This is a genomic window from Providencia manganoxydans (genome assembly GCF_016618195.1).
Classification (GTDB): domain Bacteria; phylum Pseudomonadota; class Gammaproteobacteria; order Enterobacterales; family Enterobacteriaceae; genus Providencia; species Providencia manganoxydans.
Genome location: NZ_CP067099.1, coordinates 1,788,704 through 1,807,729, shown reverse-complemented (window position 1 = coordinate 1,807,729; position 19,026 = coordinate 1,788,704). Strand labels below are relative to the sequence as shown.

At 42.5% G+C, this 19,026-nt stretch carries 15 protein-coding genes; 4 read left to right on the top strand and 11 right to left on the bottom strand.

From position 1 onward, the window contains the following. Positions 1-5 precede the first annotated feature (5 nt). From folC to JI723_RS07930, 7 genes are all read right to left on the bottom strand, one after another. A complete protein-coding gene (folC, locus tag JI723_RS07960) occupies positions 6-1,295 on the bottom strand; it encodes a bifunctional tetrahydrofolate synthase/dihydrofolate synthase (RefSeq protein WP_217495506.1) in 1,290 nt (429 codons plus the stop codon). After that, positions 1,288-2,268 (bottom strand): acetyl-CoA carboxylase, carboxyltransferase subunit beta, encoded by a 981-nt coding sequence (gene accD / locus JI723_RS07955; RefSeq protein ID WP_319066644.1) that lies wholly within the window; start codon positions 2,266-2,268, stop codon positions 1,288-1,290. Before accD ends, folC begins: the two co-directional genes overlap by 8 nt. A gap of 143 nt (positions 2,269-2,411) precedes the next feature. Continuing rightward, complete coding sequence (locus tag JI723_RS07950) at positions 2,412-3,098, bottom strand: DedA family protein (RefSeq protein ID WP_272579929.1); 687 nt, start codon at positions 3,096-3,098, stop codon at positions 2,412-2,414. A gap of 60 nt (positions 3,099-3,158) precedes the next feature. Then, positions 3,159-3,974, bottom strand: a complete 816-nt coding sequence (truA, locus tag JI723_RS07945) for a tRNA pseudouridine(38-40) synthase TruA (protein WP_070929207.1) — start codon at positions 3,972-3,974, stop codon at positions 3,159-3,161. Beyond that, on the bottom strand, positions 3,974-4,984 hold the full coding sequence (locus JI723_RS07940; RefSeq protein ID WP_272579928.1) for an aspartate-semialdehyde dehydrogenase: 1,011 nt from the start codon (positions 4,982-4,984) through the stop codon (positions 3,974-3,976). The genes truA and JI723_RS07940 overlap by 1 nt, the downstream gene beginning before the upstream one ends. 94 nt (positions 4,985-5,078) lie before the next feature. Next, on the bottom strand, positions 5,079-6,209 hold the full coding sequence (gene pdxB, locus JI723_RS07935) for a 4-phosphoerythronate dehydrogenase PdxB (RefSeq protein WP_337979909.1): 1,131 nt from the start codon (positions 6,207-6,209) through the stop codon (positions 5,079-5,081). 221 nt (positions 6,210-6,430) lie between these two features. Continuing rightward, complete coding sequence (locus JI723_RS07930) at positions 6,431-7,246, bottom strand: AraC family transcriptional regulator (protein WP_070929204.1); 816 nt, start codon at positions 7,244-7,246, stop codon at positions 6,431-6,433. Between the two features lie 98 nt (positions 7,247-7,344). Here JI723_RS07930 and JI723_RS07925 point away from each other — a divergent pair, with 98 nt between their 5' ends. Then, a complete protein-coding gene (locus JI723_RS07925; RefSeq protein WP_283125344.1) occupies positions 7,345-8,280 on the top strand; it encodes a DMT family transporter in 936 nt (311 codons plus the stop codon). Between the two features lie 239 nt (positions 8,281-8,519). Continuing rightward, complete coding sequence (locus JI723_RS07920; protein ID WP_337979908.1) at positions 8,520-11,819, top strand: sel1 repeat family protein; 3,300 nt, start codon at positions 8,520-8,522, stop codon at positions 11,817-11,819. A 160-nt stretch (positions 11,820-11,979) separates the two neighbouring features. On the opposite strand, the gene JI723_RS07915 is transcribed toward JI723_RS07920, so the two are convergent. Beyond that, a complete protein-coding gene (locus tag JI723_RS07915) occupies positions 11,980-12,762 on the bottom strand; it encodes an SDR family NAD(P)-dependent oxidoreductase (RefSeq protein ID WP_337979907.1) in 783 nt (260 codons plus the stop codon). A 193-nt stretch (positions 12,763-12,955) separates the two neighbouring features. Between JI723_RS07915 and JI723_RS07910 the strand changes: the two genes are divergently transcribed. Next, complete coding sequence (locus JI723_RS07910) at positions 12,956-14,143, top strand: MFS transporter (protein WP_272579924.1); 1,188 nt, start codon at positions 12,956-12,958, stop codon at positions 14,141-14,143. On the opposite strand, the gene JI723_RS07905 is transcribed toward JI723_RS07910, so the two are convergent. Both JI723_RS07905 and JI723_RS07900 read right to left on the bottom strand, forming a co-directional pair. After that, positions 14,120-16,201 carry an ATP-binding protein gene (locus JI723_RS07905; RefSeq protein ID WP_272579923.1) on the bottom strand — a complete coding sequence of 694 codons (2,082 nt, stop codon included), beginning with the start codon at positions 16,199-16,201 and terminating at the stop codon, positions 14,120-14,122. The two genes, JI723_RS07910 and JI723_RS07905, sit on opposite strands and share 24 nt — an antisense overlap. A gap of 24 nt (positions 16,202-16,225) precedes the next feature. Further along, a complete protein-coding gene (locus tag JI723_RS07900; RefSeq protein WP_272579922.1) occupies positions 16,226-16,858 on the bottom strand; it encodes a winged helix-turn-helix domain-containing protein in 633 nt (210 codons plus the stop codon). Positions 16,859-17,184: 326 nt separating this feature from the next. Here JI723_RS07900 and JI723_RS07895 point away from each other — a divergent pair, with 326 nt between their 5' ends. Then, on the top strand, positions 17,185-17,604 hold the full coding sequence (locus JI723_RS07895) for an ASCH domain-containing protein (protein WP_070929198.1): 420 nt from the start codon (positions 17,185-17,187) through the stop codon (positions 17,602-17,604). A 174-nt stretch (positions 17,605-17,778) separates the two neighbouring features. Here JI723_RS07895 and JI723_RS07890 read toward each other — a convergent pair whose 3' ends face one another. Next, a complete protein-coding gene (locus JI723_RS07890) occupies positions 17,779-18,975 on the bottom strand; it encodes an MFS transporter (RefSeq protein WP_337979906.1) in 1,197 nt (398 codons plus the stop codon). Positions 18,976-19,026: the final 51 nt, after the last annotated feature.

The following is a 19,026-nucleotide window of genomic DNA, read 5'->3' as shown; positions in this document are numbered from 1 at the left end:
CTACGCTATCCTTTTGTTTGATCTAACAACATCATTACATGAGCAACAGTATGGAAAGAACCACAAACAATCACAATATCCTTCTCTGTTGCATCAACACAAGCTTGCTGCCATGCTTCATCAACCGAATCAAATACCTTTGGCGAATCTAGATATTGGCTTAATTGAGATGCTGATGCACCACGAAACTCAGTTAATGACGCCACATACCAATCCGTCACTTGCTCAGATAAACGCGTTAATGTGCCTTGGATGTCTTTATCGCCTAACATACCAACTACCGCACGGATCCGTCGCCCTTCAACCGAAGGAAGTTGCGCTAAACGAGTCACCAGATAACCTGCTGCATGTGGATTATGCGCCACATCCAGTATCATCAACGGTTTCTCACCAATAATTTGAAAACGCCCAGGGAGTTGAGCAGACTTCAAGCCCTCTCTCACCGCCTGATCAGTAATTTTATTGGCTAGTTGATGGTTAGTTTCTTTGAGACAACAAATAACCCCTAAAGCAGTCGCTGCATTAGCGAGCGGTACATTAGGTAACGGTAAATTCGCCCACTGGTATTTATCGCTTTGCCATGACCAATTATTTTCGTGTTGCTCAAAAGACCAATCTTTATCACGACGAAACAGCAGAGTACCAATTTCATTGGCATATTGACCGATCGATTCAGGCATGTCAGGTTCACCGACTACACCATAACGACCACCACGAAAGATACCCGCTTTCTCGAAACCAATGTGTTCTCTGTCAGAGCCTAGCCAATCAGTGTGATCGATAGCAATACTGGTGATTGCCGTGACATCAGCATCGACGATATTGGTCGCATCTAAACGCCCACCTAACCCTACTTCAAGGATCACCACATCTAACGCAGACTGTTTAAACAACTTCAGCGCTGCCAATGTGCCGTACTCAAAATAAGTTAATGAAATATCGCCACGTTCCGCTTCTATATCAGCAAATACACGACAGAAATCCGCTTCAGCTAGCTCTTGACCTTGAATACGTACCCGCTCGGTGTAGCGAACTAGATGTGGTGAACTATAAACTCCCACTTTGAGGCCAGCCGCCATTAAAATAGATTCAAGAGTATGGCAGGTTGTCCCTTTACCATTAGTGCCTGTCACGGTGATCACGTGAGGTGCGGGTTGAAGCAACCCCATTTGACGAGCAACTTGTCCGACGCGCTCTAGCCCCATATCAATATTTTGGCTATGCAGGTCTGTAAGATATGAAAGCCAAGTCTCCAATGGAGACTCGGCATTTGGAATAGTAAATTGATTACTCATCATCTTTTTTATGCTTAGCAGAGTCCTTTACTTGCTCATGAGCATCGATGACAACATCGTCTTTAGCGATATCGATTTTCACTTCCTCTTCAATCACTGGTACAAACTCTTCTGTATTGAAGCTCGGTTTATTGGTTAACATTGCTAATACATCAGCTAACGTATCACGCATATCAGTACGGCGAACGATCATATCGATAGCGCCTTTCTCTAACAAGAACTCACTACGTTGAAAGCCTTGAGGCAATTTTTCACGTACCGTTTGCTCGATAACACGTGGGCCTGCAAAACCAATTAACGCTTTTGGTTCAGCGACGTTGATATCACCTAACATCGCTAAACTTGCCGATACCCCACCCATGGTTGGGTCAGTTAATACAGAGATGTATGGCAGACCACGTTCTTGCATTTTTGCTAACGCTGCACTGGTTTTCGCCATTTGCATCAGTGACAACAGCGCTTCTTGCATACGCGCGCCACCACTTGAAGAGAAGCACACTAATGGGCAGTTATCTTCTAGAGCTTGTTCAACTGCACGAACAAAGCGAGCACCAACAACGGATGCCATTGAGCCACCCATGAAAGAGAATTCAAATGCCGCCGCAACAATTGGCATTTCTTTTAACGTCCCTTTCATTACCACGATAGCATCTTTTTCACCCGTCTCTTTTTGAGCCGCTGAAATTCTATCTTTATATTTTTTTGAATCACGGAACTTGAGTATATCTTTTGGCTCAAGTTCACTGCCTAATTCCGTTGTAGAGTCTTCATCAAGAAAAGCTTCAAGGCGCTGGCGTGCATGAATGCGCATATGATGATCACATTTAGGGCACACTTGTAAGTTACGCTCTAACTCAGCCCCATACAATACTTGTCCACAACTATCACATTTAGTCCAAACCCCTTCAGGGATATTGACTTTAGTTGATTGGGTCAAGTTACCTTTCTTTAATATTTTTTCAATCCAGCTCATTAATAGACCTTTTCGTCTGATTGATCTCTGGCTACTTCCTTGAGAAGCCGCATATAACGCCTCTCAGGTAAAACACCAGTATGTAATTTTGTGCCATTAAACCACAATGGTACTCCACTGTGGATAAAAAAATTTAAAATCCGTTACGGATTATCACTGTTTTGCGTAGCGACACGCTTTTCTCTCGCTGCTGCACGGCGATGACGGATCACTTCAATCACCCCCGGAAGAATAGAAATAAAGATAATGGCGACTATCAATAATTTCAAATTCTGCTGTACGAACGGTAAATCACCAAACAGGTAACCTGCATAAGTGAATGATAACACCCATAATAACGCACCTGTCACATTATAAAAGGCAAAATGACGATAAGACATTTTGCCCATTCCTGCAACAAATGGCGCAAAAGTTCTAACAATCGGCACGAACCGCGCCAATATAATGGCTTTACCACCGTGTTTTTCATAAAACGCATGGGTTTTATCTAAATAAACACGACGGAAAATTTTTGAATCGGGATTTTTAAATAATTTTTCGCCAAATATACGACCGATTGTATAGTTAATTGCATCACCTAAAATGGCCGCGATGATCATCAGTGTAACCATTAAATGCACATTCAAATCATTGCTATCTAATGCGGAAATCGCTCCTGCAACAAACAATAATGAATCACCAGGTAAGAATGGGGTTACTACCAGCCCAGTCTCACAAAACAAGATCAGAAATAAAATACCGTACACCCAAGTACCATATTCAGCAACCAGCTCTGCTAGATGCACATCGATATGCAGAATGAAATCGATAATAAAACTGATAAACTCCATAAGTGTCCTCGTGATTTATGAATAGCGTCCCTGCTATATCTAAGATTCTTAAGATTAGATTTACATCAGCTCATCGGCTAAAAAAAGCGGCCCCATCACATTCGATGGCAGAGCAAATTTCTCAGGATAATCAACCGCAACTAAGTACAAACCTTCAGCTTTAGCGGTCGCCGCAGCTTTTGTTCTGTCCTTAAGTTCCAGTAATTCTGCCATCCAATTAATATCTTGATTACCGCAACCAATTTCTAGCAGACTTCCAACAATATTTCTGACCATGTGATGAACAAATGCATTGGCTTTGATATCCACCACCACATAGTTACCATGGCGGCTAACTTGCACGTGCATTACATTACGCCAAGGCGTCCTTGACTGGCACTGGACTGCTCTGAATGAGGTAAAATCATTTTCCCCCAATAGAACTTGCGCCGCCTGATGCATTCTTTTTTCATCCAATGGATAATGAAAATGCGTGACGCCATTCGATAAAATCGCAGGTCGATAGCGATGATTAAAAATGACATAACGATAACGACGTGCTGTTGCACTGAATCTCGCATGAAATTCTTCATCAACACCTTGGCACCAACGCACGGCAATATCGTCAGGCAAATGGGTATTAACGCCCATTGTCCACGCTGCCTCTTTGCGCACTACTGGCGAATCAAAGTGCACCACCTGCCCTGTCGCATGTACGCCTGCGTCAGTACGCCCCGCACAAAACACACTAATCGGCTGATTAGCCACTTTAGACAGCGCTTCTTCGAGACAACCTTGTACACTTTTTACTTCTTGTTGGCGTTGCCAGCCATAATAGCGACTACCGTTATATTCAATGCCTAACGCAATGCGAGACAACTGGGTTGACTCGGACATCAGTAAGATAGCTCCTGAGCCAGTTTTTCTGCGGTTTCAACTGCCATCAATGCACCACCAAAACGCACATTATCGGCAACAGACCAAAACTGTAAGATTTCAGGAATACCGTAATCATTACGGATACAACCAATACTCAAATAATCGTTGCCAGAGGCATCAGTCACTTGAGTTGGATAATCGCCTTCTTCTGAGACCTGAATATCATCAAAACGTTCAAGTTCATCGCGAGCTTCTTCCATACTGACTGGTCGCAAGGTTTCAAGGTAAACTACTTGGGCATTACCATAAAATACTGGTGATTGAATAAAGCTCACAGCAACGGGTAGTCCATCGTCCTGCAATACTTTGCGTACTTGCTCAACCAGACGGCGCTCTTGCTGTACACTGCCTTCTTCATCGGCTAATGTTGGTAACATATTGAATGCGAGTTGTTTAGTAAAACGGCCTTCTTCAGCTGGGATGCCATTTAACAAACGGGCACTTTGTCCTGCGAGTTCATCCACTGCCGATTTACCATAAGCAGAAACAGATAACATATTTGTCAGCGTAATACGTCCCACTCCTGCCGCATCAATTAATGGCTTAGTGGCACTCAATAATTGGCTCACATAGCTATCTGCAACAGCAATAATATTACGATTGCGATAATCAGCTAAGACATGCGGGTTTACACTCGGTACAACTAAAGGGACATCTGGTTCGAGAGCAAACACACCACTGCTATCAATCACAATACAACCTTCTTGTGCCGCTTGTTCCGCATATTGCAAGCTGACTTCATCACTTGCAGCAAAGAACGCCATTTGAGCTTGCGACCAATTAAAGTCGGTAGCATCTTGGACTTGATAACTTTTGCCATTAAAACGAATGCTCTCCCCTGCTGTTCGCTCGCTGGCTAACAAGTACAATTCGCCAACCGGAAATTCGCGTTCTTGTAATAATGCTAAAATGGCTTCACCGACAGCGCCGGTTGCACCCAATAACGCAATATTCCAACCTTCAGTCATTGCTGTTTCTCCAAAAAATAACGATTAAATGAAATAATTAGCAAATAATAAGTTAATGATGTAATCATCAACTTATCATCGTTGTTTGCTGTATTCACTTAATTAAATGTGCATTAAAACCCAGTGCAGATAGTTGTGATGCAACCTGATCATCATCACAACGAATGTTGAGAGACGACCACTCACGGCGCTCCTGATAGTGCTTGCGTAATTTGTCAAACTCACCGGGTATTGCGGCGACTTCACGCAATGCAGCGTCGTCGCGACGCACATCATACACGAGATGAACCAGCCTTTTGAGCTGACTTTGCGATAATTTACCTTGAAATGTTAGTGCGCTAATTTCAGGTGTAGGTAATAAAGAAGACAGCGCGATATTGTCTGGTTTGCCTAAGAATTGGCAATACGCCTCGTAGACTTGGGTTGTACCACGTGCCTTACCTTCAAGGGTATAACCTGCAATATGTGGTGTGCCAATGTCTACCCATTGAAGTAATTCAATATCTAAATCTGGCTCGGGCTCCCACACATCTAAAACGACAGAAAGCGATTTACCTTGTTTCAATAGTGATAACAAAGCTTGATTATCAACAACTTCACCACGACTAGCATTAATAAGGATCGTGCCATCACGTAGCTCAGCCAAACGTTGAGTATCCATTAAATGGTAGGTTTTATCCGCACCATCCATATTCAATGGGGTATGGAAAGTCAAAACATCCGCTTCCGCCAGTACTGTTTCTAAAGGTAAAAATTCGCCCTGACCTTCTGCTTGCGCACGAGGAGGATCGCATAATAATGTTTTTATCCCCCAAGCTGCCAAGCGATTGGCTAAACGGCCTCCAACATTACCAACGCCAATAATTCCGACTGTTTTATCACGCAAATCAAAATGATCGCGTTCCGCTAACATTAATAATGCAGAAAATACATATTCAACCACAGCGATTGCGTTACAACCCGGTGCTGAAGAAAACGCGATCTTGGCTTGGTTGAGCCATGCTGTATCGACGTGATCAAAGCCCGCTGTTGCCGTACCCACGAATTTAACTGGTGTATGGCTAAGTAATGCGCTGTTAACTTTGGTAATTGAACGTACCATAAGTGCGTCGGCATCAAGCAATTCACCTTCAGGTACTGGGCGGCCTGGCACAGCAGTAACTTTACCTAACTTGCTAAATAATTGCTGAGCATATGGCATGTTTTCATCAACTAAAATTTTCACTGAATTCGCCCCAATATCATCACGCGTCTTTTAAATAAAAATGCAAAGTATACTCTAAATCATTCAAGGTGCAGCTAGGCGATAAACGAACGCTCAGCTAGAAGTATAGAAAACACTGTGGCTAGCGTCAGTGAGTGTAGGTACTCTATATTAATGAGAAGCGCTGCAATTTGAAGTATGACGAGTATGTCATCTATTTTGCCACGTTCCAGCACCATTTCCTATGTACGATTTACTTCATTTAACGATTCTTTAGTACGAAAACGATCGGGGGTCACACCCGATATTTGCTGAAACATTGCAATAAATGCCGATGCGGAGCTATAGCCCACATCCAGCGCGACCTCATGCACACTTTTTCCGCGTTCTAACCCAGCTACCGCATGCAAATAACGTAAACGCTGACGCCATTCACTAAACGACATCCCTAGCTCTTGCTGACAACGACGCGATAACGTTCGTTCTGAGGTGTAACTGCGTTTAGCCCACTGCGCTAAAGTCGAGTTATCAGTGGGATCTCTTTGTAAGGCATCTAAAATGGGGGCTAAAAATTTATCTTTTGTGATAGGAAGATAGGTATCTTGGCAAGGTGAAAGTGCAAATTGGTCAACCAACACACTGGCTAAACGCTTATCTTCATCGGTTTGAGGCTCAACAATTCCCCTTTGATAAAAATCGGACATAATCGTCTGAAAAATGGGGCTTAGTCGAACTACGCAGGCACGAGAGGCTAACTTGCCGCTGAGGTGTTGTGCAAAATCGATGATCCGAAATTTAACACTTTGTTTATTAAAACTCGCATGCTGTACATCGGCAGGTATCCAAATGCAAAATTCAGGTGGTGCTAGATAATGCTTACCGCCAACTTCCATTTCCATGATCCCACACACCACATAGAGCAATTGCCCAAACGAATGAGAGTGAGATTTATACTCTGTCTGGGTATCAATTTGTTCATGCCGTAAGGCAATAAACGCAGGTTCAATGATATTGCACTCATTAATTAGTCGTTTCGATGTGTTTGTAATTTGTTTCATGAATGTTGTCTGAAAACCGTTATCGAATGTCTGAATATCAGTATATATAAAAAATCTGACAAGGCTATACTATTGCCATCATTAGGGAGAAGCATTTGATGAAAAATTTAATCTTTCCGTTAATAGCGGTTTTACTGTGGTCAATCAATGCGATTGTCAATAAAGCGGCTGCAACGGCCATCGATCCTGCGGCAATATCTTTTTACCGTTGGGCATTAGCACTATTAGTCATGACTCCATTCGTACTGCGTTCAGTTCTTAGGCATTGGTCGGTTGTCAAAAAACATTGGTGGCAATTAGCCATTTTAGGGGCACTAGGCATGATGCTTTATCAAAGCCTTGCTTATTATGCGGCCCACTCAGTCAGCGCAACCTTTATGGGGATCATGAACTCACTTATCCCATTGCTAACCGTGGTAATTAGTATATTTGTCCTACGAGTCATTCCAACGGTCGGTATTTTTATCGGTACACTACTGTCATTGGTTGGGTTAGTTTGGCTAGTGAGTCAAGGAAACCCTGCCACTCTATTTTCTCAAGGACTTGGTACAGGTGAGCTATTGATGTTAATTGCCTCCGCAGCCTATGCTTTATATGGCGTACTGACTAAACGTTGGGCAATTCAGTTATCAAGTTGGGATTCACTGTATGTGCAGATTTTCTTTGGTGTGCTCCTATTAATACCTAACTTTTTATTGGCTGACGATGTTTCACTCAATAGCCATAATATTGGTCTTGTGGCCTTCGCAGGGATTGCAGCATCAATTATCGCCCCTGCGATGTGGATCCAAGGTGTGATGCGCTTAGGTGCCAATACAACATCTATCTTTATGAATTTAGCGCCAGTATTTACAGCAATTATCGCGATTTTTGCGCTCGGCGAAGAATTAAAAAGCTACCATCTATTAGGCGGCGGAGTGGTCTTACTTGGTGTAATGTTAGCACAACAATTACGCACGCCACTGACTGATCTTTTCAAGAGTAAAAAACACATTGAGCAGAAAAAAGATTGCGTAAACGATAACAGCCAGTAAAATTAGCTTTCAAGCAATGCAATGTCGTAATCCATATGCCCCACTTATGTGGGGCTATGTTTTTTTATTTATACCCATTAATTATTAAATGAATCATCTTAATTTAATTTATTTAATAAAATACCAATATATTAAATATTACATTGTTGAAAACATTATGGATTAGGTAACTAATATTATGATGAATATGTAAAAGGATAGTCATGCTCCCTAATATTAAGCCATTTCGAATAGCCACCGTGACTTTAGCTACACTGATAACTTTGTGCTTTACGTCTTCAAAACTTCATTTATCACCATTAGCAACAAGTTATGCTTTTTCTCAATCCGATGACACTCAAAAGGATTTAGTGTCATTGGCTAAAAATGAGCATAATGACTTGCCATCAACGGTGAGTCTTCCTACGATTTTCTCAACCATTGTTAATGATGATTACGCCAAAAAAGCGTATTTATTGTATCAAATCTATCATGGTGATGAGTATCGAGAAAATTTAACACCTGACTGGTTACAAGCTCAAAAATACCTTGAGCTTGCGGCTGAATTAGGCCATCAAGATGCATTGATTGAAATGATTGAACAGTCAACTTTCCGTTTTAATTTTCCCGGAAAGTACCTTGATGAACTAGCGCAAAAATATATTAATACTCTGTTAGATAAATACCCTGATTCTCCGAAAGCCCTTATTGCTTTAAGCGATCTTTATGCAACATATACAACACATTTTTATAATCCTGAAAAATCATTTGAATTAATTCAAAAAGCGAGTGAAATATCACCATCAGCAGAGAACAACTATAAACTTGCTCAAAAATACGCTCTCGCTCTAGGTACAGAGCAAAATTTAAAACAAGCTATCAGTCTTCTACAAGAAAATATTGCTAACGATAAATTAGTAAAAGATAGCCAATATGCATTAGCACGACTCTATTTTCAATTTGATGTATCCGATGAAATTGAAAAAGACTTCGTTATTGATATACTCAAAGAAGGTGTTGAAAGAAATAAAACTTCTTTATTTCCAGATTATAGCTTAGCACATTACTATGCAGACTATCTTTTAGAGCAAGACCCAATTAATAATAAAGAATATGCTTTTTCATTATACAAAAAAACAGTCAACTATTTTACTGATGCAAATATACATCATGCATTAGCGCTAATAAAATATAAAGAACACGAAAAAGATCAGGCCATGGCCCTTATTTTATTAACGCTAGAATCAGATAAAGAGCGTCATTATCTCACCACAAGAGAGCGTCAAAATGCTTATGACCTGCTCTTTGAGCATGCTCTTGAGTATCCTAGAGCAATTCAATTTCTTATTGAAGAATCATTTAATAATGAACGAGCAAGAACTTTCATCCTTCCTTTATTAGATCAAAATCCTGACGTAAGGTTTAAATATGCCATAGCTAATGTTAGCCGTATGAGTATTGAGAATAAAGTTGATGAAAATAAATTAACCTCACATTATCTAGACATAATTGAAGCCGCAGAGTTAGGTTCCATTGATGCTATGCTGTTTATTATTCATGGGAAAATTGATGATAACCTCATTTCTGGAAGCCTTTATTACAATAATAAATTTGATCAACTCACAGGGACAACACAAAATGATCGTTTGATGTGGCGTAACAAGTGCGCAGAACAAGGGAGTAATCGCTGTTTAGCCGAGCTGGGTAAACTCTACCAATATGGGCAATCTGGTGTTGAAAAAAATTATCCGAAAGCACTGGAATATTATCGACAAATTCATGTCATACCTGATAAGTATGAATTTTTGGATTATGAGTCCGATATGAAGCTTATTGAAAAAGAGCTACAAGAATTCAATGAGCTGCTCAATCAATATCATAATAATGACTCCCAAGCCGCTTACAGACTAGCCAATACTTATCGGCTCGGTGAGTATGGGCAAAAGAAAGACAATGTTAAGTGGCTTAAATATCTCGATCAAGCAGCAAACTTAGGCAGTTATACAGCATTAAGTGATCTACAGACATATTATGAGAACGAAGGGTTACTCGAAAAAAATAGCGCTAAAATCATGCGTTATTATAAGCAGCAAATCTCTTCAGGTAATCAATCAGCCACCCTAAGCTTAGGCTTAAATTATTTATACGGATTGCACCTTGTTAATGCAGATCGAACAAAAGCTCGTGAATTATTGAAAAAATCAGGCAAAGATGGCGAGCGCTATCTCTCTGAAATGGATAGTTTCGATGCAAAATACAATATAAAAAATAAAGATGCAGATACCAATCTTCAGCTAGGTATCGCACATACATCCGGTAAAGGAACCAACATTGATCATTTAAAAGCTCGACAATATTTTAAAGCCGCTGGAGAACAAGGGGATCAAGATGCCGCTTATACCTATATTAGATCGTTACAAAATGGTATTTATGATTATAAACAAAACCGCTGGATAGTAGAGCCTAATTGGGATGAAGCTATTTCATGGTTAAAAAAATACCCACTGGCCTGTTGTGAGGAAGATGAGTTATTTCGTTATAATACACTGGTATTACCCGCGTTAAATAATGATATTAATGCAACACTCCGATTGTCCCATTGGTATATTGAGCAACAGCAACATACTGCGGCAGCCTATTGGTATAACAAAATACTGGATAAAGCAGATTTAAATATCATCATCCCTGCTCTTGATAAAATAATTACCAATACAGACAAAAAACGCGAATTATATTCATTTGGAACATTGAAGAACAATCAATATTCTAAAGTCCATTTTGCATCTTTAGCGCTAAGTAACAAAAAAGTAGCCGCAAACCCACAGCTCTACCAGTCTCTCATTCAATACCTGCATGAAGGATTAGACTCAAAAGATCCTGTGATTGCAGATCTTGCATTTGATTCTTTGTTGACTGCATATAGAGATGGAACTGAACGGTATAGTTATCGAAACCTTCATCCAAAACATGAAAAAGCGTACGTTGAATTATTAGAGTCACAGTCTAAGAAACGTACTGATGTGCTAATGCTATTGGCTGAATATTATACAAAAAAAGATCCGCAGAAAGCGCTAGCATATGCCAAAGAATCTGATGAAAAAGGTAATATTAAAGCAGCTAATTATCTATTTAACTTTTATCTTACTCAACATGATGCTGAAGATGAGAATTTTGAGCGTGCGGTTCAATATCTCAAGAAATATTTAAATATGAGGGAAGCTGCTGATAAAGAGAAAATTAAAGAGCTTACTGTTCCTACTCTAAAGATAACCTACATTGCCAATATTTATTTCGAAGGCTTTGACGATATAGCGCGAGATCTAGATAAGGCGATTGAGATGTATCAATATTTATTAAAATATGAACCTGAAATTGCATTAGAAAAACTTTATGAGGCACATATCTTAAACGGAAATGCCAATGAAGCTTATTACTATGCATTAATTCTTGATAAAGATATTGATAATGTCATCATGTTTAATACGCTAACCGATGCACAGCGTGAAGCTATCAAGATACGTGCACAAAATTATATCGATAGTCAAAATACTAAAAAATAAATCATAACCGTAGTCCAGACTTTCATAGTATCCGTCTGTACTGATTGATCTGCGACTGACAAGCTTAGCTTCCTATGCACTTTGCTTGAAAAATAGCTGCGCTGGTTGACCTGAGAGTACTCATCAATCAGCCAGCGTCTGCAAGGAAGCATCCCGCATATTACATAAACCGGTCAGCACCGCCTGAAGCCTCAATAGTCTGACCGGTAACAAACTGATTCCGATCAGAAAGTAAGAATGCGGTGATTGCCGCAATATCTTCTGGTAATCCAAAACGACCTACAGGCGTTTTCTCTTTGCCCAATAATGTCATGATCTCTTTATCCGTTTTATCAGTCAGCTCAGGACGACGATCACGGACATTCGGCAGCATATTCCTAGCCCAGTTATCCGTTATGACAGCACCTACCCCCACCGCGTTAACCAAAATCTCATCAGGCGCAACACTCAGTGCCAGACTACGAGTTAGATTATTGATTGCAGCGCTCAGAGCATGCGAAACCGTCAGTTGGGGGTTTGGATAGATCCCACCAATAGAGGAAATGTTGACAATGCGTCCCCAATTTTGAGCCTGCATTCCGGGTATGACAACCTTACAAAACCGTCGCATTGCAGAAAACTTAGTCTCTGTCATCGACTGCCACTCTTCTTCTGATGTAGTCAGCAGTGTGCCTGTGTGGGCTCTTCCTGCATCATTTACCAGCAAATCAATGCGCTGAAAAATACTTTCGGCCTGCTTTACCACCAGCTCAGGCAGTTCAGGATCCGTCACGTCCCCAGCAATCGGCAGTACGGTTACTCCGTATTTATCTGCAATTTTTTGTGCTGCTAATATCAATTGTGCTTTTTGTCTAGCAACCATGATCAGATGCACACCATTCGCGGCCAATTCTTCGCAAATACTGAAACCAATACCGGTTCGAGCTCCAGTTACTAGAGCCACTTTACCCGTCAGTTTTAAATCTATTTTCAACTCCTTAGATTATGTTTAGTGATTAATGTGAATAACATGAGTAGCAATTTTTTGTTTCAAACACTTGGGGAATAAAATTCAGACGTCTGAATAAAGTGGTCAAAGAATCGGGAATAGATATTGCCTAGAGTAGACAACATTACGTTTAGAACGAGGTGTGAACATGTGTACTGATAGCGAGGAACTTTCTTCGGTCAAGATCCTAATACTGGCAATTATTTGCTGTATCGTTGTCGCTAATATCTATTTTAATCAATCCGTTATGAATCTGATTGCGGGTTCTTTTCCTAATGAATGGAAAGCCGTCTCTTTGATCCCCATGGCCACCCAGTTAGGCTATGCGGCAGGCTTGTTCTTGCTGATCCCGCTGGGCGATTATATAGAACGTCAACGGCTTATCCTACGTCAGGCACAAGTGCTGTTTTTGGCACTGATTGGCATGATATTGTCTCCAACTGCATCAGCGCTGGTGTTTTTCTCTTTCCTGACTGGCATTGCTGCCACCGTTGCCCAACAGATTGTACCGCTTGCAGCTTCGCTTTCGAAAAGTTCTTCACGCGGTAAAACAATGGGAACGGTAATGAGTGGTGTTTTGGCAGGAATTCTAGCGGGGAGAGCTATTGGCGGCTTTATTGGTCAATATTTCGATTGGCGAGGAGTCTTTTTATCGGGCGCAGTCATTACACTGATAGCGATATTTTTCATCGCCCGTATGTTGCCTTCTCAGTCGTTACCTACTCCGAAATTTAACTATCTCACAGTACTGCGTTCCTTAGGCCAGTTATGGAAAAATGAACCACAGCTGAGAAATGCGACACTGACACAAGCCCTGTTATTTGCCTCCTTCAGCGTGTTATGGACTGCCCTCCCTTTCTGGCTAGCCTACCGCTACCATTACGGGGCAGGCATAACTGGGTCTTTGGCTGCGCTGGGGTTAATTGGAATTCTCTGTGCACCTCTGGCAGGAAGTATCAGCGATCGTCAAGGCCCTTTTAGAATGGTTGTCTTGGGCATAGTGCTGATGCTGCTGGCCTGGATTGTTTTCTGGGGCTGGAACAGCATAGTTGGTATGGTGGTGGGCATTCTATTACTGGATGCGGGGGAACAATGTGTCCTGATCGCGAATCAGCACACCATTTATTCTTTGTGTCTAGAGGCTCGAAACCGTCTTAACACACTTTTTATGTGCATCATGTTTATCGGTGGCGCATGTGGCTCACTGACGGCCACTTGGCTATGGGAAACCACGCATAACTGGATGTTGATCGTGTCTGCTGGGGCGGGGCTGGTGATATTAGGTATGTTAATCGCCATCAGATACAACACTTCATCCCTTCAAACGGGCACATAGTTCTAACGCATTTCTGATGTCTGTTGAGTATTGAGACTCATCGATATGGCTTAATACCTCCGTGATTAACTGTTTTGCCACCACATGGTCACCGATTTCAATCAGCAGCATTGCTAGCGAGCAAACAATGCGCAAAGCCCAGCCATATGCTTGTTGCTGGTATGCTTTATTCAGTGCCAGTTCTAATTGCTGGCGCTGAGTGCAAGTCGGTAAATGTATTGCGGAAAGACGCATCAGTTCAGGTATACACCAGTTTTCATGCGGTGTTTGCTGCGAAAGTCTGGCATCCATTTCTGATAATAAAGGAGAGTACTGCCAGTCTAATCCCATGCCTCGCAGCGATCTAAATAACATAGTTTGCTTGATATTCGGCTGACTGAACTGCTCAGCCCAATGGAGAAATAACTCACCGTAGGTTTTCCAAAAATAGAGGTCATGTTTTTCAGCCAGTTCAATAAGCCAAAGAGCGGCCTTTCTTACCCAGCGCGGATTGCGATCGAGCGCCGCTGTCATGCAAGCACCTTCCGCCAAGGCGCAACACAACGAACAAATATGTTGTAAACGCGCCGCTTTTTTCACTGCTCGCCATGCAATCTGCTTAGCGGTTTTATACTCACCCTGTACCCAAAGTACACGGGATAAAAATGCCTCACCAGCAGTTTCCTGATCGAGTCCAAAACGGAAAGCGTGGTCGGAACCGTCAATGGCAAGCCGATCCAGAGATTGTTGCAAATAATCGCGACCGAGAGCATGCTTCCCCAAAAAATGCCAAGATACCCCCAAAATTCGCAATCCTGTAGCCAGCGCGTTTGTATCATTAATCGTCTGTGCAAGCGTGCACATTGACTGCGCATGATGAAGCGATTGGTCGAGTTTTCCGGTGCGCAAGTAATACAACCATAGCCCATAATAAGCTTGTAAGCGGATTTCGTTATCGTCGAGTTGTTCAGCAAGTGACAACGCTGTTTGCCAAGTGGATCGTGTTTCAGGAGTGGGACCTTTTGCCCAAGTCGATGCTTTACCCGCAGCTGCACTGAGATCCATTCTCTGATGTAATGTTAAAACTCCCTGCAAACGCGCTTCACTGAGCAACGGATAAATATGGCGCTGACATTCATGATAAAGTGAATATTCAATCCAGAATGGCGTCATGGCCTGTAATATATCAAGTCCTTTTGCAGGGTTAGCTCCTTCAGTTAAGGTGTGCTGTAAAACACTGCGTAAATCATTAAGGATAGAGTCATAACGTGCTCGCCACTGTTTTGTTGGCAGCCTATACCAATCGAGCTGAGCTTGCTCCGCTTGACGATGGCAATAGTCAGCAAACTGAGCGGCAAGCCTTGGATAGACTCCTTGCTGCCTGAGTTTATCGCAAGCGAACTGACGAAGGGTTTCCAGTAAACGAAAACGGGTAACGGGTACCTGAGTAATCACTTGGATCAGTGACAGGGAGACCAATCGTTGGAGATCATCGACAAGCTGCCAACTATTTTCTTCGGGAGTCTGTAAGAAGTCGGTCACGGTGTTCACGGAAAATATATCGGTGAAAATCCCCAAAGAGCAGAATAATTTCTGTTCACGCGGATTGAGTAATTGATAAGTCCACTCTAGCGTAGTCTTGATTTTTTGATGTCGAGATACCCGAACGCTTTGCCTATTGCTCAAAAGCTGAAAACGATCTTCCAGACCATAATAAATCTCACTGACGCTCATAATCGATAACCGAGAGGCTGCAAGTTCAATTGCTAGGGGGAGCCCGTCAAGATGACGGCATAATTCAGCTATCACTGGTAGCTCAGCATTTGATGGATGGTAATCAAATCGCTGAGCCTGAGCGCGTTCAATAAATAGGCGAACGCAGGGAAACAGCAGCAATCGTTGAAAATCGGCCTCTTCTTTTTCTGGAACCACTAGTGGCGGTAGGAGGTACTGTTGCTCACCTGCAATTCCTGTTACCGCCTGACTAGTAAGTAACATGGTAATATGTGGTGCTGCATTCAGTAGCAAGGTAATCACCGGTTTTAACTCTTTGATAACATGCTCACCATTATCAATCATCAACAAGCACTGGCGTTGGGCGAGCTAATGCGATAAATCAGAATCGTTATGAACAGCAGTTAATGGCAGATGCAAAGCCTGTGAGAAAGCGGAGAGAAGACTGGAAGCGTCAGAGATGTGGGCCAGTTCAACCACACAAACACCATCTGGATACTTTGCCCGAACAAAATTAACGACTTCCCAAGCCAAACGCGTCTTACCCACGCCGCCTAGACCAGTGATAGTGACAAGTGGGTGCTGACGTATTAAGGCGCATACCTCCTGCACTGCTTGATCACGCCCTAAAATCGAGGTTAGAAAAGGAAAAACAACCGGGGATTTTCTGCTATGTTCTGACGATACGACTTGATGACTGGGCAAAAGGTCAAAACGGTAGCCAGCACCAAATTCGGTCGTTAGAAGATGACGATCGTTGCCAAGCACGCGACGGATGGCAGAAATCTGCGCTTGAAGATTATTTTCCTCAACAATTTCATTCCCCCATACCTGAGTAACTAATCGGTCTTTACTGACGACTTGGCCTTGTGCACTGACCAGAGCAACCAGCACATCAAAGGCTCTGGCAGAAATTTTAACCGGTTTACCGCGATGCAGCAGGATCCTCAATTGAGGACAAATTTGCCACTCAGCAAAGCGGATTTCATCGGTAGATTTCATGATGTCACTCTCTTTTGTCGGGATCCTCTGTCGCAGGTCAGCGGTAGTATAAAATCAGGGGCAGCGTTCCTCATAACACAATAGTTAATTCAGCAATCATAACATAGGGGATTTCTCATCACAGTCAGATGAGCGATATAAAGTACAATACATTGAATTAAACATTTTGACACTAAACAGCCCTCAAACAGCGCTCAAGTGTCTAATTTAAGTGAAGAGCTGATGCACGTAACAGTGCAACAAAGATGATTTTTTGAATGAGATCGTTCATATTGATTGGAAAGAGTTCACTTCCACTAAGAAGATTAAATTAACAAAGGCTGAAAATGACAAAGCTCGAAGAATTAAAAAATATTTATCCCGATGCACTTGTATGGCAATTTGGTGATAGCCCAGAACTTGCTGACGAACTCGTACAACTGGTTTTGAGTGGAATTAAAACAGCGACATGTTCTTCGATAGCATCTTTTCAGCATGAATATAAGCGAGGCGAAGCCCCCTACGTTGGCAGTTATAATATCATTCTTAACGGAGCCGGACAGCCAATGTGCGTAATCAGAACCCTCAAGATGCAAGTCATCCGCTTCAATGAAATGACCCGTGAACTCGCCAGTAAAGAAGGTGAAGGTGATTTAAGTCTGGAGTATTGGCAAGAAGGCCATAAGCGTTATTTTGAACGTGAAGGCTCTTATTCTGAAGAAATGGAGCTTATCTTTGAGGAATTTGAACTTATAGAAATTTTGTAACAGCCCGCTTTGGCACAGGACTACCCTAAGCGAGTTTCAGCGGTCAGCCATGAGCGAGGAGCGGATAACAAATTAGTCGGCAAGCCATGGGGAAATTTTAATGCTTCTATTCAGGCCAGCCATCGGATCCTACTGGCCATTATTAAAACAGGAAGCATATTCAAAATGCTCAGGTCATCGGATCTTCACTTTTAGTCCAATAACGAGCGTGGCAAGAAACATTACGCAACCAGCGGTGATGAAAACCCCTATCACGCCGCTGATGCTAAAGAGTAAGCCTCCTAGTGCAGCTCCAGCAGCAATTGAAGACTGTACTGCTGCCACTACCATACCCCCTGCTGTTTCAGCCTGATCGGGAACGGAACGTGCTACCCAGTTTGACCACGCCACGGGAACGCCACCAAAAGCCATCACCCATAACGCAACAAACAATATCAATCCATTTTCGTTCAGGGGCAATAAAATCATGCCCAGTGCTGCCAAACCGACAAGTGCTGGCATCAGTATCAGCGTAAAACGCAAACTTCTTTCCATTAGCCAACCAGTCAGTAGCGTTCCGATAAAATTAGCCACGCCGAATCCAAGCAGGATTAAAGATAAATGATCTACATCAAGCTGAGTAATATTTTCAAGAGCCGGTCGAATATAGGTAAACATCGCATACTGACCAGTATGTACAATAACACATCCAGTCATTCCGATCGCAACGCCTGGGCGGCGAAGCACATCCAAGATAGTCGCAGTTGCCATCATTCTACGTGGAGCCATTCTAGGAAGCGTAAACAACTGAAAAATGAGTGTCAGCACGCCTACTCCAGTTGCAGCGATAAAAGCACTGCGCCATCCATAAAGCCCACCTAAGTAGCTTCCCAGCGGAATCGAAACGACTGTTCCGACGGCAATACCACTAAAAATAATGGAGAGAGCACGCGGCACTCTTTTTGCAGGAACCAGCCGCATAGCTACGGCAGCTGCCATACTCCAGAACCCACCCAGAGCTATACCCAACAGAATGCGCATTACAAGTAAGATTGACAGGCTCGATGAAAGTGCCACAAGCAGGTTGGAAGCAATCATTAGCACGGTAAAACCAAGCAAGACATTTCGGCGATCATAATTGCGCGTCAGACGGGGAACTATCAGGCCAGCAAACAGTGCTACCACTGCTGTTATCGTCACAGCCTGACCTGCAAGGGCTTCGGTAACACCAAGATCAGCGGCCATAGGTGTCAGCAAGCTAGCTGGGAGGTATTCTGCGGTCAGCAATCCAAACACCCCCATCGTCAGCGAAATAACAGCTATCCATGCGGATTCTTTAGGCTCTGAACTATTCAGACTAGCAGATATGGCTTCAGGTGCTTCATTTCTCATAACATACTCTTTTCAGGAAAAAATTTAGGTTCCAAGTCTAGAGCTGTGAAG

Coding starts and splice junctions, on each gene's coding strand:
- folC (WP_217495506.1), bottom strand. CDS start 1,295: ATGAGTAATCAATTTACTATTCCAAATGCCGAGTCTCCATTGGAGACT.
- accD (WP_319066644.1), bottom strand. CDS start 2,268: ATGAGCTGGATTGAAAAAATATTAAAGAAAGGTAACTTGACCCAATCA.
- JI723_RS07950 (WP_272579929.1), bottom strand. CDS start 3,098: ATGGAGTTTATCAGTTTTATTATCGATTTCATTCTGCATATCGATGTG.
- truA (WP_070929207.1), bottom strand. CDS start 3,974: ATGTCCGAGTCAACCCAGTTGTCTCGCATTGCGTTAGGCATTGAATAT.
- JI723_RS07940 (WP_272579928.1), bottom strand. CDS start 4,984: ATGACTGAAGGTTGGAATATTGCGTTATTGGGTGCAACCGGCGCTGTC.
- JI723_RS07930 (WP_070929204.1), bottom strand. CDS start 7,246: ATGAAACAAATTACAAACACATCGAAACGACTAATTAATGAGTGCAAT.
- JI723_RS07925 (WP_283125344.1), top strand. CDS start 7,345: ATGAAAAATTTAATCTTTCCGTTAATAGCGGTTTTACTGTGGTCAATC.
- JI723_RS07910 (WP_272579924.1), top strand. CDS start 12,956: ATGTGTACTGATAGCGAGGAACTTTCTTCGGTCAAGATCCTAATACTG.
- JI723_RS07905 (WP_272579923.1), bottom strand. CDS start 16,201: ATGATTGATAATGGTGAGCATGTTATCAAAGAGTTAAAACCGGTGATT.
- JI723_RS07900 (WP_272579922.1), bottom strand. CDS start 16,858: ATGAAATCTACCGATGAAATCCGCTTTGCTGAGTGGCAAATTTGTCCT.
- JI723_RS07895 (WP_070929198.1), top strand. CDS start 17,185: ATGACAAAGCTCGAAGAATTAAAAAATATTTATCCCGATGCACTTGTA.
- JI723_RS07890 (WP_337979906.1), bottom strand. CDS start 18,975: ATGAGAAATGAAGCACCTGAAGCCATATCTGCTAGTCTGAATAGTTCA.